The sequence below is a fragment of the Ciceribacter sichuanensis genome, from assembly GCF_024055605.1.
Taxonomy (GTDB): domain Bacteria; phylum Pseudomonadota; class Alphaproteobacteria; order Rhizobiales; family Rhizobiaceae; genus Allorhizobium; species Allorhizobium sichuanense.
Map to the genome: position 1 here is coordinate 357,939 of NZ_JAMXLX010000004.1, position 14,371 is coordinate 372,309.

13 protein-coding genes and 1 tRNA gene are annotated in these 14,371 nt (G+C 61.1%); 6 read left to right on the plus strand and 8 right to left on the minus strand.

Annotated elements, in window-relative coordinates; translation table 11 throughout:
• Positions 1-217: 217 nt before the first annotated feature.
• Positions 218-937, plus strand: coding sequence for an anti-sigma factor (locus NBH21_RS14910; RefSeq protein WP_250913923.1), 720 nt, complete (start codon positions 218-220; stop codon positions 935-937).
• A 21-nt stretch (positions 938-958) separates the two neighbouring features.
• Here the strand turns inward: NBH21_RS14910 and yihA are convergent, their stop codons facing one another.
• The 4 genes from yihA to rpmH form a co-directional block, all read right to left on the minus strand.
• Entirely contained in the window at positions 959-1,597 is a 639-nt protein-coding gene (gene yihA, locus NBH21_RS14915) for a ribosome biogenesis GTP-binding protein YihA/YsxC (RefSeq protein ID WP_250914252.1), read from the minus strand.
• A 101-nt stretch (positions 1,598-1,698) separates the two neighbouring features.
• Entirely contained in the window at positions 1,699-3,504 is a 1,806-nt protein-coding gene (gene yidC / locus NBH21_RS14920; protein ID WP_250913922.1) for a membrane protein insertase YidC, read from the minus strand.
• On the minus strand, positions 3,504-3,893 hold the full coding sequence (rnpA, locus tag NBH21_RS14925) for a ribonuclease P protein component (protein WP_250913921.1): 390 nt from the start codon (positions 3,891-3,893) through the stop codon (positions 3,504-3,506). Before rnpA ends, yidC begins: the two co-directional genes overlap by 1 nt.
• Positions 3,894-3,925: 32 nt before the next feature.
• On the minus strand, positions 3,926-4,060 hold the full coding sequence (gene rpmH, locus NBH21_RS14930) for a 50S ribosomal protein L34 (protein WP_250913920.1): 135 nt from the start codon (positions 4,058-4,060) through the stop codon (positions 3,926-3,928).
• A gap of 445 nt (positions 4,061-4,505) precedes the next feature.
• Between rpmH and NBH21_RS14935 the strand changes: the two genes are divergently transcribed.
• The 4 genes from NBH21_RS14935 (at position 4,506) to scpC (ending at position 10,211) form a co-directional block, all read left to right on the plus strand.
• The gene (locus tag NBH21_RS14935) at positions 4,506-6,533 is read left to right on the plus strand and encodes a methyl-accepting chemotaxis protein (protein ID WP_250913919.1); all 2,028 of its coding nucleotides are present in this window, start codon (positions 4,506-4,508) and stop codon (positions 6,531-6,533) included.
• A gap of 249 nt (positions 6,534-6,782) precedes the next feature.
• On the plus strand, positions 6,783-8,225 hold the full coding sequence (locus NBH21_RS14940) for a sensor histidine kinase (RefSeq protein WP_250914251.1): 1,443 nt from the start codon (positions 6,783-6,785) through the stop codon (positions 8,223-8,225).
• Positions 8,226-8,361: 136 nt separating this feature from the next.
• Positions 8,362-8,438 (plus strand) — tRNA-Arg (locus NBH21_RS14945).
• Positions 8,439-8,717: 279 nt separating this feature from the next.
• Positions 8,718-10,211, plus strand: coding sequence for a succinyl-CoA:acetate CoA-transferase ScpC (gene scpC / locus NBH21_RS14950; RefSeq protein WP_250913918.1), 1,494 nt, complete (start codon positions 8,718-8,720; stop codon positions 10,209-10,211).
• Between the two features lie 6 nt (positions 10,212-10,217).
• Here scpC and NBH21_RS14955 read toward each other — a convergent pair whose 3' ends face one another.
• The gene (locus NBH21_RS14955; protein WP_250913917.1) at positions 10,218-10,520 is read right to left on the minus strand and encodes an ArsR/SmtB family transcription factor; all 303 of its coding nucleotides are present in this window, start codon (positions 10,518-10,520) and stop codon (positions 10,218-10,220) included.
• A 370-nt stretch (positions 10,521-10,890) separates the two neighbouring features.
• On the opposite strand from NBH21_RS14955, the gene NBH21_RS14960 reads away from it, so the two are divergent.
• Positions 10,891-12,138, plus strand: a complete 1,248-nt coding sequence (locus NBH21_RS14960) for an alpha/beta hydrolase (protein WP_250914250.1) — start codon at positions 10,891-10,893, stop codon at positions 12,136-12,138.
• 4 nt (positions 12,139-12,142) lie between these two features.
• On the opposite strand, the gene NBH21_RS14965 is transcribed toward NBH21_RS14960, so the two are convergent.
• From NBH21_RS14965 to accB, 3 genes are read right to left on the minus strand one after another with little or no spacing between them, the layout of a single operon-like run.
• On the minus strand, positions 12,143-12,544 hold the full coding sequence (locus NBH21_RS14965; protein ID WP_250913916.1) for a hypothetical protein: 402 nt from the start codon (positions 12,542-12,544) through the stop codon (positions 12,143-12,145).
• Positions 12,541-13,902 (minus strand): acetyl-CoA carboxylase biotin carboxylase subunit, encoded by a 1,362-nt coding sequence (gene accC / locus NBH21_RS14970; protein ID WP_250913915.1) that lies wholly within the window; start codon positions 13,900-13,902, stop codon positions 12,541-12,543. Before accC ends, NBH21_RS14965 begins: the two co-directional genes overlap by 4 nt.
• 4 nt (positions 13,903-13,906) lie before the next feature.
• Positions 13,907-14,371 (minus strand): acetyl-CoA carboxylase biotin carboxyl carrier protein, encoded by a 465-nt coding sequence (gene accB / locus NBH21_RS14975; protein WP_250913914.1) that lies wholly within the window; start codon positions 14,369-14,371, stop codon positions 13,907-13,909.

The following is a 14,371-nucleotide window of genomic DNA, read 5'->3' on the forward strand; positions in this document are numbered from 1 at the left end:
CCCCAGGCTGGTGAAACATCCTTCGATCGCCGTGAAACAAAAGCGGATTGACACTCTTATATAAGCGATAGATCCTGTTGTTGTGTACGCGGGGAGGCGTGCCGATGAGGAGGAGTTCTCACATCAGGGTTCGGCGGAACGGCGTGCCGCTCCGAACGGGTAGGTGTGCGTTCGTGGCTGCTTTGCGGCCTGTTGATCGTGGGGGAGGAGTGCATGCATGACGATACCGCATCAGAGCAAAGGTAGTCGTTCGCGAGACGAGGTTCTTGCCGGCGAATATGTACTCGGGGCTCTCGGCATCGAGGACAGACTGAACGTGCAGGAGAGGATGCGCAACGATCGTCCGTTTGCAGCCATCGTCCGCCGTTGGGAAGACAATCTGCTGCAATTCAGTGACGACTACGGCAGCGAAGTGCCGCCGGAGATGCTGTTCACCAGGATGGATGGCAGACCGTGGAGACCACGTCGGCGTCGATCCATGGGCATGGCGCTTGCTTTCTGGAATTCGCTGGCTGTCTGGCGAGGCATCGGGCTCGCCGCGCTTGGAACGCTTTCGCTTTATCTCTGTCTCGAGGCCGGCGCGGATATGCGCCCGGGTTCCGAGCAATCCCTCGTTGCCGGGTCCTCGGTCCGCAATGGCGCGATTCGCCTTGTCGCCCATTATGACGGCGGCTCGGGACGACTGCAGGTGACGCCCGCGGTCGCCGGTGGCGGCAAGGAAAAATCGTTGCAGGTTTGGATGGTCAAGGGAACCAGTGAACCGCATTCTCTCGGCGTTCTGCCGCAGACGGGCGAAAACGAGGTCATTGTGCCGCCGGAACTGCGAAGCCGCCTTGCCGACGGAGCGACCCTTGCTCTGACCGTTGAACCCCTGGGGGGTGTCCCGTTCGGAGCCGCGCGAGGCCCCATGATTGCTCTGGGGCCTGCGCATCCCTGAACCATAAGGCGGATCTCGACCTTAGCTGACAGTCTCGACGATTGCCTCGCGCAACTCGTCGAGACCGTGGCCCTTCTCGGATGACGTCGCAAGCACGAAGGGGTAGGCGGCAGGCCGCTTGCGGATCTTTTCCAGTGTTTCCGCGACCAGCCGCGGCACGCCGGCTTCCTTGATCTTGTCGGTCTTGGTCAGCACGATCTGGTAGGAGACGGCGGCCTTGTCGAGCAGGTCAAGCACCTCGTCGTCGTTCTTCTTGAGGCCATGACGGGCATCGATCAGCACATAGACGCGCTTGAGGGTTGCACGACCGCGCAGGTAGTCAAAGACGAGCTTGGTCCATGCGTCGACCTGTTCCTTGGGCGCCTGGGCATAGCCGTAGCCGGGCATGTCGACGAGCGCCATCGGCGGCAGATCGCCCGCCTCGCCGGAATAGCCGTCCGGAACGAAGTAGTTGAGTTCCTGGGTGCGGCCCGGTGTATTCGACGTGCGGGCGAGGCCCTTCTTACCCGTCAGCGCATTGATCAGCGACGACTTGCCGACATTCGAACGGCCAGCGAAGGCGACCTCAAAGGGGCCTTCCGGCGGCAGGAATTTCATCGATGGCACGCCACGGATGAAGATCCACGGACGACCGAACAGGGGCTGTTCGCCGGCTGGCATTTTGGATGTCATGGGCGTTGCCTCTCCTGATGCGTTGATCGGACCGTATACCCGCAAGGGGCTCATAAAAAAAGCCCCGGGGAAACCGGGGCTTTTCCGTCTTACTTGGTCTCGGCCGGTTTTCGTTTGAACAGGCCCTTGAGATTGTCGAAAAGTTCGACCTTGACGCCATGGCGCTTCATGATGATCGCCTGCTGCAGGATCGAGAGCGTGTTGTTCCAAGCCCAGTAGATGACCAGACCTGCCGGGAAGGTGCCGAGCATGAAGGTGAAGATCAGCGGCATCCAGTTGAACAGCATCGCCTGCGTCGGGTCCGGCGGCGTGGGGTTCATGCGCATCTGCAGGAACATCGTGATGCCCATGATGATCGGCCAGACGCCAAGATGCAGGAATGTCGGCGCTTCGAACGGCAAGAGGCCGAACAGGTTGACGAAGGTCGTCGGATCGGGAGCCGAAAGGTCCTGGATCCAGCCGAAGAACGGCGCGTGGCGCATTTCGATGGTGACGTAGATCACCTTGTAGAGCGCGAAGAAAACCGGGATCTGCAGCAGCACCGGCCAGCAGCCGGCCACCGGGTTGATCTTCTCGGTGCGATAGAGCTCCATCATCGCCTGCTGCAGGCCCATCTTGTCGTCGCCGAACTTGGCCTTCAGTTCTTCCATCTTCGGCTGCATGCGCTTCATGTTGGCCATGGAGGCATACTGCTTGCTGGCAAGCGGGAAAAAGAGAAGCTTGACGACGATGGTGGTCAGCAGGATCGCGACGCCGAAGTTGCCCACCAGACGATAGAAATAGTCCATCATCTTGAACATCGGCTTGGTGATGAAATAGAACCAGCCCCAGTCGATCATGAGATCGAATTTCGGGATCGAATAGGTCGCTTCGTAGCTATCAACGACCGGCACTTCCTTCGCGCCGGCAAAAACCAGCTGCTTGACGCTTGTGCTCTGGCCGGGTGCGACCGAAACGGCCGAGTTCTTGTAGTCGGCCTGGAAGCGCGGCTGTCCGTCAGTGAAGTGCGAGAAGCGGGAATCGTAGCTCAGCGTCTGCTGCGGAACGAGTGCTGTTGCCCAGTACTTGTCGGTGATGCCGAGCCAGCCGCCGGTTGCCGCCGCGTTGCTGACGGCTTCCTTCTCGATGTTAGAATACTTGTCCTCGGTCAGGCCGTTCTCGGCGCCGATGACGCCGAGGAAGCCTTCATGCAGGACGTAAACGGAGGGCGTCGAGGGCTTGTTGTAGCGGGTGATGCGTCCATAGGGCGCCACGCTGGCGGCTGCCGTGCCGGCATTGGAGATCGTGTCCTCGACGGTGAACATGTAGTGTTCGTCGACGGAGATCTTGCGCAGGAAGGTCAGGCCGGCTTCGTTGGTGAAGGAAAGGGTGACCGGGGTCGACTGAGTGAGCTTGTCGCCCTCTGCCAGCGTCCAGACGGTCGCCGGTCCGGGAGCGGCACCTGCGCCTTCGCCAGCGATGTAGCCAAGTTCGGCGAAGTAGCCGTCCTTGGTATCAGCCGGGTTGAAGAGGGTGATGATCGGGCTCGTCGGATCGACGGTCTCGCGGTATTCCTTGAGCTTCAGGTCGTCGAAGCGGGCGCCGGCAAGGTTGATCGAGCCGGAAAGGGCGGGGGTGTCGATGACGACGCGGGCCGACTTGGCCAGGGCAGCATCACGATCGACGCTGCTGGCCGCGGTTGCCGTGCTGCCCGGAAGCGTGCCGTTCACCGTGCCGGGCGTGGCGGCTGCGGCGTTCTGGTCGGCCGCGGGTGCGGTCTTGGCCTGTTCCTCGATCCGGGCCTGTTCGGCCTTCCGCTGCGCCTCGATCCTCGGATTCATGATGAAGAACTGCCATCCGAAGACGATCAGCACGGACAGAGCAATCGCGATGATGTAATTGCGGTTGTTTTGCATCATTCTTTCCTGGAACCGGTCGCGGGGGACCGAGTGTTTCTTGGTCTGGCCTTGATCCTCTCGGCCAACTGCGCGGCAAGCTGCTGGAAGGGAGCGTCGAGAACGTCTCTCCGGGCGACAACCACATAGTCGTGTCCGGGCTGCATTGCAAACGCTGCGTTCAGCCGCACGGCCTCCTTGAGGCGGCGGCGCATGCGATTCCGCTCGACGGCGTTTCCATGTTTTTTGGTGACGGTAAAGCCGACGCGCGCCGGGGCATCGGGTTCTTTGCGGTCGAGGACCTCGAGCAGAAACAATCTTCCCTTGCGCTTCTCGCCTGCGCGGACCGCAAGGAACTGCGGCCGGCTTTTCAGCCGCCCGACAGCAATCTTGTCTTTGGGAGCAGTCATATGCCCGGCTCTCTCAACGGGCCAGCCCGGCCTTAAGCCGAGAGACGCTGACGACCGCGGGCGCGGCGAGCTGCGATGACCTTGCGGCCGCCCTTGGTTGCGATACGTGCACGGAAGCCGTGACGGCGCTTGCGGACAAGCTTGGAGGGTTGGTAGGTACGCTTCATTTATTTAATACCGCGGTGTGCGGCCCTTCTTGGGTTTGCATTGCTGCAAGAGCGTTGGATTGAGCGCACGGCATTCCACCCGTCGGTGCGGGCAGGTCGGGCCGAACGTGCGCGGCTTATAGGTGCGAACCGCGCCAGAGTCAATTCCAGCACCCGAAACCCGCGCGTTTCCCGGCGTTGCAAGAAATTACAATCGCCGGTTAACTTTTTGGGTTGTGTGTGGCAAAGTTGAAAATCTTGATTTTAGTCAACACTTGCCCGGTTTTGCCGGATCGATGCATGAAATGTTGGCTTCGATACCCGATTTGACATGAATTCCCTGCCGAACCGGTCCCAAATCGGAAATCTGCGAGCCGCAACAGTTCGTTAACGAGCATCTCCTACTTTAGTAAAATTGTAGGGGTCTTCTTTGACGCCCTCGTGAGGTAACCAGGGAGACGGGCTCGTGAAGATTAGCGGCAAGGTTTATTCGTTAGTTGGTATTTTAGGACTCTCAGCCATTGTTATTGCGGCGATGGGCATGTTCGTGACCATTCAGTATGGCGCGAAGTCTTATGAACTCAATACCGTATCGGACCGGGCCTATCTCGGCGAACGTCTGAACCGCATGGTGACTGCCGTTGTTATGGAAGCACGCGGCATCTATGCGGCGCGGGATACTGAAAAGGCTGCTTCCTTCGCCAAGGGCCTGCTGAAGAACCTCGATGAAATGGATAAGGTGCTTGCCGATTGGCAGCCCATGGTGCCGGCCGCTCAGAGGGCGACCTTCGATGCGATGGTCAGCCGCGCGAAGGAATTCCGTTCCTTCCGTACCGAAACTGCGCGCCTTGGCACGGACGTCTCGCCTGCTGCCGCCAACGAGCAGGGCAACAACGAGGCGAACCGCGCCAACCGCAAGGCTTTCCAGGCGGAGATCGATGCCGTTGTCGAAGCCGACAAGGCCGAGCTTCATGCTCTGAGCGGCTCGCTCGCTTCGTTCCAGCAGTTGATGCTCATTCTGATCTCGGGTGTCACCGCCGTTGCCGTTGCCGTCGGCGCCGGATTCGGCATCCATATCGGCGTCAATCATCTGAGCCGTCCGATCCGCAATGTTACCGCTGCCATGAAGCAGGTGGCCGACGGCGATTTTTCCACCGACGTACCCTATAGCGGCCGTTCCGACGAAATCGGCGAGATGGCCGAGGCCGTCGAGGTGTTCAAGCAGAACGGCCTCGCCGTCCAGCGGCTGAATGCCCAGGAAGCCGCCATGCGGGCGAAGAGTGATGATCTGCAGTCGAGCATGTCGGTCGTGGTCGCCTCGGCTGCTGCCGGCGATTTCGGCAAGCGCATCGAAAAGGATTACCACGACGCAAACCTCAACCAGTTTGCGGCCAACATCAACGACCTTCTGTCGGCGGTCGACACGGGCGTTTCCGAAACCCGCCGGGTCATCGCCAGCCTTTCGTCTGGCGATCTGACGCAGTCGATGCGCGGCGAGTTCCGCGGCGCTTTTGCCGAACTCAAGACCAACGTCAACAATACCTTTGATCGCCTGCGCCAGACGATGATGGAGGTTCGTACCAAGACGGATACGATCAACGGTAGCACCGGCGAACTGACCACTGCCACCAACGATCTTGCCAAGCGCACCGAGCAGCAGGCGGCGGCCCTGGAGGAGACCTCGGCGGCGCTCGACCAGATCACCGTCGTTGTTCGCGGCTCCAGCGAGAGAGCCCAGGAAGCAAGCCGCATGGTGAGCGAGGCGAAGGAAAGCGCTGCCCAGTCCGCCGTCGTCGTCAGCAATGCCGTCGAGGCCATGGGCCGCATCGAGCAGGCATCGCGCGAGATCAGCCAGATCATCAACGTGATCGACGAGATCGCCTTCCAGACGAACCTTCTGGCGCTCAACGCCGGCGTCGAGGCAGCGCGTGCGGGTGAAGCCGGCAAGGGTTTTGCCGTCGTCGCCCAGGAAGTCCGCGAACTCGCCCAGCGTTCCGCCAATGCCGCCAAGGACATCAAGGCGCTCATCACCAAATCGGGCCAGGAAGTTGCCGGCGGCGTTTCTCTGGTCCAGCGAACGGGCGAATCCCTCGCCGAAATCGAGACCCGGGTTCTGCAGATCAACGACCATATTCATTCGATCGCATCGGCGGCCAAGGAGCAGTCGACGGGTCTTGCCGAAGTCGCCACCGCCATGAACCAGATGGATCAGGTGACGCAGCAGAACGCTGCGATGGTCGAGGAAACCTCTGCGGCCACGCACAAGCTTTCGGCCGAGGCCGACAGCCTCGCGGCGCTGGTTGCCCAGTTCCGTACCGGCGAAGGATATGCTCACCAGTCGGCCCCGGCAGCCGTCTCCCGTGCCTCTCAGCACAGGCCAGTTCCGTCGCCCGCCCGCCAGATGGTGGGCTCGGTCGCCAGGGCCTTCGGTGGCGGTCGTGCCGCCACGGCCCGGGCCGTGGTTCAGGAAGCCGAGAACTGGGAAGAGTTCTAAGCGATATCCGCTCCCAATCAGCGAAAAATCGACCCCGGGCATCATGTCCGGGGTTTTTCGTTGTCGTGACGTTAACAGGCGGTCGGCTTTACGGGGTATGCGATCTGTGCAGTATTGGCGAAATCCCGTTCCCTCGGTTATGGTAGGCATTCTGAATGAACGATATGTACCGATGCGCCGCAAGGCGGCGCAGCCCGGAGATCTGGAATGTTGGAGCATGAGGGAACTGAACCTGGCGCTGGTGGCGGCATGATTGCCGCACCGCCGCGTTGGGTCCGGGGCCTTTCCGGCAAGCTCCTCTGGCTGACCATCGCTTTCGTCATGCTGGCGGAAGTGCTGATCTTTGTGCCTTCCGTGGCCAATATGCGGCTGCGCTGGCTGCAGGATCGTCTCAATACGGCCGCCGCCGCCGCGGTGGTGATCGATGGCCTCCAGCCACTGGAACTGCCGCGCACGGTTCAGGACGATACGCTGATTGCCACGGGCACCAAGGCGATCGTGCTGCGCAAGGACGGTACCTCCCGCCTGCTGGTGGTGGACGACATGCCGCCGGAAGTCGATGCCAAGTTCGACCTTGCCGACGTGACGTCCCTGCAATCGATCAGCGATGCGCTCTATACGCTGGCACTGGGCGGCGACCGCATCGTGCGCGTCTACGGCCCCATCGGCGATAACGACACCATCGTCGAGATGGTGATGCAGGAAAAGAGCCTGCGTAGCGCGATGATCGCCTATGCCCGCAGCGTGTTCACCGTTTCGCTGCTGATTTCCGTTTTCACCGCGCTGCTGATGTATCTCGCAATCAACCGCATGATGATTCGCCCCGTAAGGCGCCTGACGAACAGCATGCAGGCCTTTGCCGAACAGCCGGAGGATCCTGCGCGGATACTGCAGCCCGCGCGGGGCGGCGACGAGATCGCCGTGGCGGGCCGCCATCTGTCCATGATGCAGCAGCAGTTGCAGAAGACTCTGAAGCAGCAGAAGAACCTTGCCGATCTCGGTCTGGCGGTATCCAAGATCAACCACGACATGCGCAATATCCTCGCATCCGCGCAGCTGATGTCGGACCGGCTGGTCGATGTCGAGGATCCCATGGTGAAGAGCTTCGCGCCGAAGCTCCTGCGTACCATCGACCGTGCGGTAGGCTATACGACCGAGGTGCTGGCCTATGGGCAGGCTTCCGAAGCGGAACCGCGCCGGCGGCGTTTCTGCCTTGCCGAACTCAGCCAGGAGGTTCGCGATATCCTGGCGATCGACGCTGAAAGCGGCATCGAGTTCATCGATCTGGTGGGAGCCGAGATCGAGGTCGATGCCGACAGCGAGCAGCTGTTTCGCGTCATTCACAATATCTGCCGCAATGCGGTGCAGGCGCTTTCCACTTACGGCGGCGATACTCCGGGTGCTGTCCGTCGAATCACGGTGTCCGCCCAGCGCGTCGGCAGCGTTGTCGCGATTGCTATCGATGACACCGGCCCGGGCATGGCGCGCAAGGCGCGGGAGAACCTGTTTGCCGCGTTTCGCGGGTCGGCCCGCTCGGGCGGCACGGGTCTTGGATTGGCCATTGCCCGCGAACTCGTGCTCGCCCATGGCGGCACGATTGCCCTTGTGGAAAAACCGGGACCGGGCACGCTTTTCCGCATCGAAATCCCGGATCGGCCTGTGTCGCTTGACGATTGGCGGGCTCGAGCATGATCGAAAAAGCCTGAAATTTCAGAGGGTCGGCCGTCTTGTTACAGCAAAATGACTCTTTTTTCCGAAAGGTGCTTGCATTCCTCCGCGGCACCCTTTAGAGGATCGCCACACAGCCGGTGCACACCGGTTGGGGCAAGCACCCGTAGCTCAGCTGGATAGAGCACCAGACTACGAATCTGGGGGTCAGGAGTTCGAATCTCTTCGGGTGCGCCATTTCTCTTCCTAAAAAAAATAATATGTGTCTATGCGGTCCTTGCGGCCGCTCTAGCGCATCTTCGTTTCCCTGATTTCCTGATGCGAAATCTCGCGTCTATGCTGTCGTGACATTTCTCTATAGGCTCATGTGCAACTGATATGCCGTGAGCGCATATCAGCCCTGCGGTCGATGCGACTGAAGGATGATTGCGCCGGTAGCGGGCTGGCCAGTAAGCCTTTGGCCACCTGAATTGCCGTAAGGCAATCGGTAAAGCCAATTCATGACAAGGACGAGAAATGTTGCGCGACCGGATCCGATACAAGCCCCTGCTTGACCGTGTGGTCAGTGCCGACCAGGCCGCCAGCCTTATCAAGGACGGCATGACGGTCGGCATGAGCGGCTTCACGCGCGCTGGCGAGGCCAAGGCTGTGCCGCTGGCGCTGGCCGAGCGTGCCCGCAAGGATCCTCTGAAGATCACCCTGATGACGGGGGCTTCGCTGGGCAACGATCTCGACAAGACGCTGGCCGAAGCCCACGTGCTCGCCCGCCGCATTCCGTTCCAGTCCGATCCGGGCCTGCGCAAGGCGATCAACGCCGGCGAGGTCATGTTCATCGACCAGCATCTTTCTGAAACGGTCGAGCAGCTGCGAACCAACCAGATCAAGCCGGTAGACATCGCCGTCATCGAGGCCGTCGCCATTACCGAACATGGCGGTATCGTGCCGACCACGTCTGTCGGCAACTCCGCGAGCTTTGCGATCCTTGCCGACAAGGTCATCGTGGAGATCAACCTTTCCCAGCCGGTAACGCTCGAGGGTCTCCACGACATCTATATTCCGACCCGGCGTCCGGCGCGCATGCCGATCCCGGTGGTCACGCCGGAAGCCCGCGTCGGCCTGCCGTTCATTCCAATCCCGCCGGAAAAGATCGTTGCGATCGTGGTGTCGGAAAAGCACGACAGCTCCGCCACCATCCAGCCGCCGGACTCAGAGACCAGGGCGATCGCCGGCCACCTCACGGATTTCCTGCTGAACGAAGTGAAGCAGGGTCGCATGGGCTATGAGCTGCAGCCGCTGCAGGCGGGTATCGGCACCATTGCCAACGCCGTGCTTCACGGCTTCATCGACACGCCCTTCCATGATCTCAAGATGTATTCGGAAGTGCTGCAGGATTCGACATTCGAGCTGTTCGATGCCGGCAAGATGACCTTTGCCTCCGGTTCGTCCATTACCCTGTCGGCCGAGATGTACCAGAAAGTGCTGCCGCGCCTTGCCGAATACAAACATCGCCTGATCCTGCGCCCGCAGGAAATCAGCAACCATCCGGAAGTCATCCGCCGCCTTGGCCTTATCTGCATCAACACGGCGCTCGAGTTCGACATCTACGGTAACGTGAACTCGACGCATGTCGGCGGCACGCACATGATGAATGGTATCGGCGGCTCGGGCGACTTTGCCCGCAACGGCTTCATGTCGATCTTCGTCACCAAGTCGATCGCCAAGAATGGCGCCATTTCCTCGGTCGTGCCGATGGTGAGCCATGTCGATCACACCGAACATGACGTTGACGTTCTGGTAACAGAGGTCGGCCTCGCTGACCTGCGCGGTCTCGCACCTCGCGAGCGCGCGGCGATCATCATCGCCAACTGCGTCGAACCCGGCTACCGCGATGCCCTGCAGGATTACTTCGATCGAGCCGTGAAACGCGGCGGCCATACGCCCCATCTTATCGAGGAGGCGCTGTCCTGGCATGTGAACCTGCGTGAGAAGGGTACCATGCGACCCGCCTGAGGCGGGTCACACGGCGCAATAGGTTCCGTACAGGGCCGTAATGACGTTGCGTGCCGGTTCGCTTTCGATCCGGTACCAGATCGTCTGGCCATCCCTGCGCCCGGCAATGATCTTGTCGCGGCGCAGGAGCGCCAAATGCTGCGACACGGTCGAATCCCGGATGCCGAGAAATTCGGCGAGCTGTCCCACGGAACGCTCGCCCTCCACCAGTTGGCAGAGAATAAGCAGTCGGTGGCGATTGGCGAGCGCTTTGAGCAATTCGCTGGCGTCATCGGCTGCAACCTGCATTGAATTGGGGTCAATTTTCATTTTTGCGTATCTACGTTTGAATGAATACAATAACACGTGACCCACCCCGGCGATATGGGGGTCGAAATCGCATGAAATTGCAAGATGTCGGGGGAGTGAAAGATCATTTGTCCGCAATGTTTTGCTGTGGATCTTCCGACATCGCACCTGCCCGCGCCGCGATAGTTCGTCAGATTGCCGACGGAAGGAGGCAACTCGGCGCAGTCGCCTTGTGTGAAGGTCTTCTCTTTTGAATGGGGCTGGAAACCGGCCGTGAAGCCCGCTAAGACGAAAGCCGCTGCTTGTGTCTTGCGTTGGAGGGCTTTTGCCTTTGGTATGCGCCGAACCTGATATCGGAACTCGACGCGAGTTCCTCCGCTACGTCGGCAAGGTGGCCCGCAGCCTTTGCGTGCTGTCGCTCGTGCTGCCGGGGCTGGCGACCTGCGCCGGCCGTCCCATCGGTGTCATGGAGCCGGTTGGCAAGATGGGGGATGGCGCAACCCGGGTGGACCTCATTGCGGCGACGACCCGAGCGCCCGCCGCCGACAAGGCGATCCTCTTTACCGGCGAGCGCGGCAGTGGTCTGATGCTCGATGCGGTCACAATCTCCATTCCGTCCGATGGCAAGCGCGAAATCGGTCAGGTGCAATGGCCGAAAAAGCTTCCACCGAATCTCGAAAAGGATTTCGCGACGGTTGCCGTCGAGCCAATCGAGACGAAACAGGAAGGCGTCAAGTGGCTTGCCGGACACGTGCGGAAGAGCCGTCGCGTGCTGGTCTTCGTCCATGGCTTCAACAACCTGTATGAGGACGCGGTTTACCGCTTCGCGCAGATTGTCCATGATTCCAAGGCCGATGTCGTGCCGGTGGTGTTCACCTGGCCGTCACGCGGTTCCGTTTTCGATTATGCCTATGACAAGGAGAGCACCAATTACTCCCGCGATGCGCTCGAGGATCTGCTGACCCAGATCGCCCGCAATCCTGCTGTGGGAGAGGTGACCGTCATGGCCCATTCCATGGGCACCTGGCTTGCAGTGGAATCCCTTCGCCAGATGGCGATCCGCAACGGCCGCATCGATCCGAAGATCAGCAATGTCATTCTTGCTGCCCCGGATCTGGATGTCGATGTCTTCGCCCAGCAATACCGCAGCTTTGGCACCAAGCCGCCGCATTTCACGCTCTTTGTTTCGCGTGACGACCGCGCTCTTACCCTTTCGAAGCGTATTTCCGGCAACGTGGAGCGTCTCGGCCGCATCGATCCTGCGGCCGAGCCCTATCGCAGCGAACTGGAAAAGGCGGGCATCACCGTGCTGGATCTGACCAAGCTGAAATCCGGTGACAAGCTCAATCACGGCAAGTTTGCCGAAAGCCCGGAAGTCGTGCGCCTGATCGGTGATCGCCTCATTGCCGGCCAGGCGGTGACGGAATCCAATATCGGCCTTGGCGAGAGCCTGGGGGCGGTGGCAATCGGGGCAACGAGCACTGTCGGGCAGGCGGCAAGCTCGGTGATTTCGGCTCCGATTGCGATCTTCGATCCGCGCACCCGTCGGAACTATGGTCAGCAATTGCTGCTGCTCGGCGACTCCGCCGGCAATACCGTGGGGGCCGTCGGTGACAGTCTGGGAACGACGGCGAAGTGACGGATCAGCGCCCTGCGGGGTGAAAACGGAAGAGCGGCTTGCCGTAATCGGCAAGCGCGCCGTCGCCGACCAACTGTTCGGCAAGAACGCCATCCTGTGGCGCAAGAACCGGACGTAGCAGCATCTCGATCTGCAGATAACCGATCATCTCGCCCTTACGAACCAGACGCGGCAACTCGGCCGGCTCTCGGGTGTCGGGATGCCCCGAACGAAAGATACCGATAAAGGGCGCCGGGATTTCGATGGTCTGGCGAGGAGGGGTGGGCTCCTCGTGCCGGACGCGGCCGATCTCGCTGATCCGGCCGTTGCTGGCCAGTATGTGCCGTGTGTCGTCCTCGTATTCGAATTCGGCGATGCCGTATTGTTCGAGAAGCCTGAGGGCTGACTGTAGCCACGCGTCGTTCATCGGTTCTGCCTCCCGTAGCCTTCGGCGAGCCGCCGCTCGAGGTGATGGATATCGAAGCCGCCGGCGACGATGCCCGGCTCATCGAGAAGAGCCTGGTGCAGCGCGATTGTCGTGTCCGGTCCGACAATCACCGTTTCGGACAGTGCGCGCCGCATGCGGGAAAGCGCGATCTCCCGTGTGGGACCATGGGCGATCAGCTTGGCGATCAGCGAATCGTAATGCGGCGGGATCGTGTAGCCGGGATAAAGATGTGTATCCATCCGCACGCCGGGACCTCCCGGCGCGATGAAGCGGGACACCTGGCCGGGTGAGGGGGTGAACTTGAAGGGGTGCTCGGCATTGATGCGGCATTCGATGGCATGGCCGGAGAAAAACACGTCCTCCTGCTTCACCTGAAGCGGTTCGCCCATCGCGATCCTCAATTGCTCGCGGACGATATCGATGCCGGTGATTTCCTCCGTCACGGGATGTTCGACCTGGACCCGCGTATTCATCTCGATGAAATAGAAGCCACCGTTCTCATACAGGAACTCGAAGGTGCCAGCACCGCGATAGCCGATGGCGATGCAGGCCTCTGCACAGTGCCTGCCGATCGCATCGATGGCCCCGGCATCGATGCCGGGAGGAGGAGCTTCCTCGATCAGTTTCTGGTGACGGCGCTGCGTCGAGCAGTCGCGCCCGCCGAGATGGATGGCATGGCCATGCGCATCGGCCAGAACCTGGATCTCGACATGGCGCGGAAATTCAAGGAACCGTTCCAGATAGACTTCCGGATTACCGAAGGCGCGGCCGGCTTCCTCGCGGGCCATCTGTACCGCCGAAACCAGCGCCGCCGGTTCGCGTACAATCCGCATGCCGCGCCCGCCGCCTCCGCCCGATGCCTTGACGATCAGCGGATAGCCGACCTCGTCGCCAATGGCTGCAATCGCCGCCTGATCGTCGGGCAGTGCGCTGTCCGGACCGGGCACACAGGGAACACCGGCTGCGATCATCGCCCGCTTGGCGGACACCTTGTCGCCCATCATGCGGATCGCGGCTGCAGGTGGTCCGACAAAGGTTATTCCCGCCGATTCGACCATGGCGGCGAAGCGGGCGTTTTCGGAGAGAAAGCCATAGCCGGGATGGATGGCCTCCGCGCCGGTCAGTTTGGCTGCAAGCAGAATCTCGTCGATGTCGAGATAGCTGCGGGCGGCCGGAGCCGGTCCGATGCAGAGCGCCTGATCGGCGAGCTGGACGTGGCGCAGATCCCGGTCGGCCTCGGAATGGATGGCGATCGTCCTGAGGCCGAGGTCGCGGCAGGCTCTGAGAATACGCAGGGCGATTTCCCCGCGATTGGCGATCAGGACGCTGTCGAACATCGGGTCAGTCCGCGATCAAGGTGATGAGGGGTGTCCCTGCGGTCACCGGCTGGCCGTCCTCGATGAGGATATGGCCGATGCGTCCGCCAAGGGGGGCCTCGACAGGGTTCAGCATCTTCATCGCCTCGATCAGCGCCAGCGTCTGGCCTTCCTCTATGATATCGCCTTCCTTGGCGTAAGGCTCGGCGCCCGGTGCCGGCGCGCGGTAGAAGGTGCCGGGCAGGCCTGCGACCACCACCGTCTCCACACTGTCTTCGACCTCCGGCAGGGCCAGAAGCGAAGCAATCTCGGCGGCGGCCATTGCTTCCGGCGATTCGCTCCGCGCAGTGGCCGGGATGACGGATCCTCCACCGGCCCGGCCTGCAGTCTTTGACAGGCGGATACGCATGCCGTTTTCCGAGACTTCAAGTTCGTTCAGCGACGAATCCTGCAGCATTTCCATAAGTTTGGCGATCGTGGCCAGATCCAT

Coding starts and splice junctions, on each gene's coding strand:
- rpmH (WP_250913920.1), bottom strand. CDS start 4,060: ATGAAGCGTACCTACCAACCCTCCAAGCTTGTCCGCAAGCGCCGTCAC.
- yidC (WP_250913922.1), bottom strand. CDS start 3,504: ATGCAAAACAACCGCAATTACATCATCGCGATTGCTCTGTCCGTGCTG.
- NBH21_RS14955 (WP_250913917.1), bottom strand. CDS start 10,520: ATGAAAATTGACCCCAATTCAATGCAGGTTGCAGCCGATGACGCCAGC.
- NBH21_RS14940 (WP_250914251.1), top strand. CDS start 6,783: ATGATTGCCGCACCGCCGCGTTGGGTCCGGGGCCTTTCCGGCAAGCTC.
- scpC (WP_250913918.1), top strand. CDS start 8,718: ATGTTGCGCGACCGGATCCGATACAAGCCCCTGCTTGACCGTGTGGTC.
- NBH21_RS14910 (WP_250913923.1), top strand. CDS start 218: ATGACGATACCGCATCAGAGCAAAGGTAGTCGTTCGCGAGACGAGGTT.
- accB (WP_250913914.1), bottom strand. CDS start 14,371: ATGGATCTGGCCACGATCGCCAAACTTATGGAAATGCTGCAGGATTCG.
- accC (WP_250913915.1), bottom strand. CDS start 13,902: ATGTTCGACAGCGTCCTGATCGCCAATCGCGGGGAAATCGCCCTGCGT.
- rnpA (WP_250913921.1), bottom strand. CDS start 3,893: ATGACTGCTCCCAAAGACAAGATTGCTGTCGGGCGGCTGAAAAGCCGG.
- NBH21_RS14965 (WP_250913916.1), bottom strand. CDS start 12,544: ATGAACGACGCGTGGCTACAGTCAGCCCTCAGGCTTCTCGAACAATAC.
- yihA (WP_250914252.1), bottom strand. CDS start 1,597: ATGCCAGCCGGCGAACAGCCCCTGTTCGGTCGTCCGTGGATCTTCATC.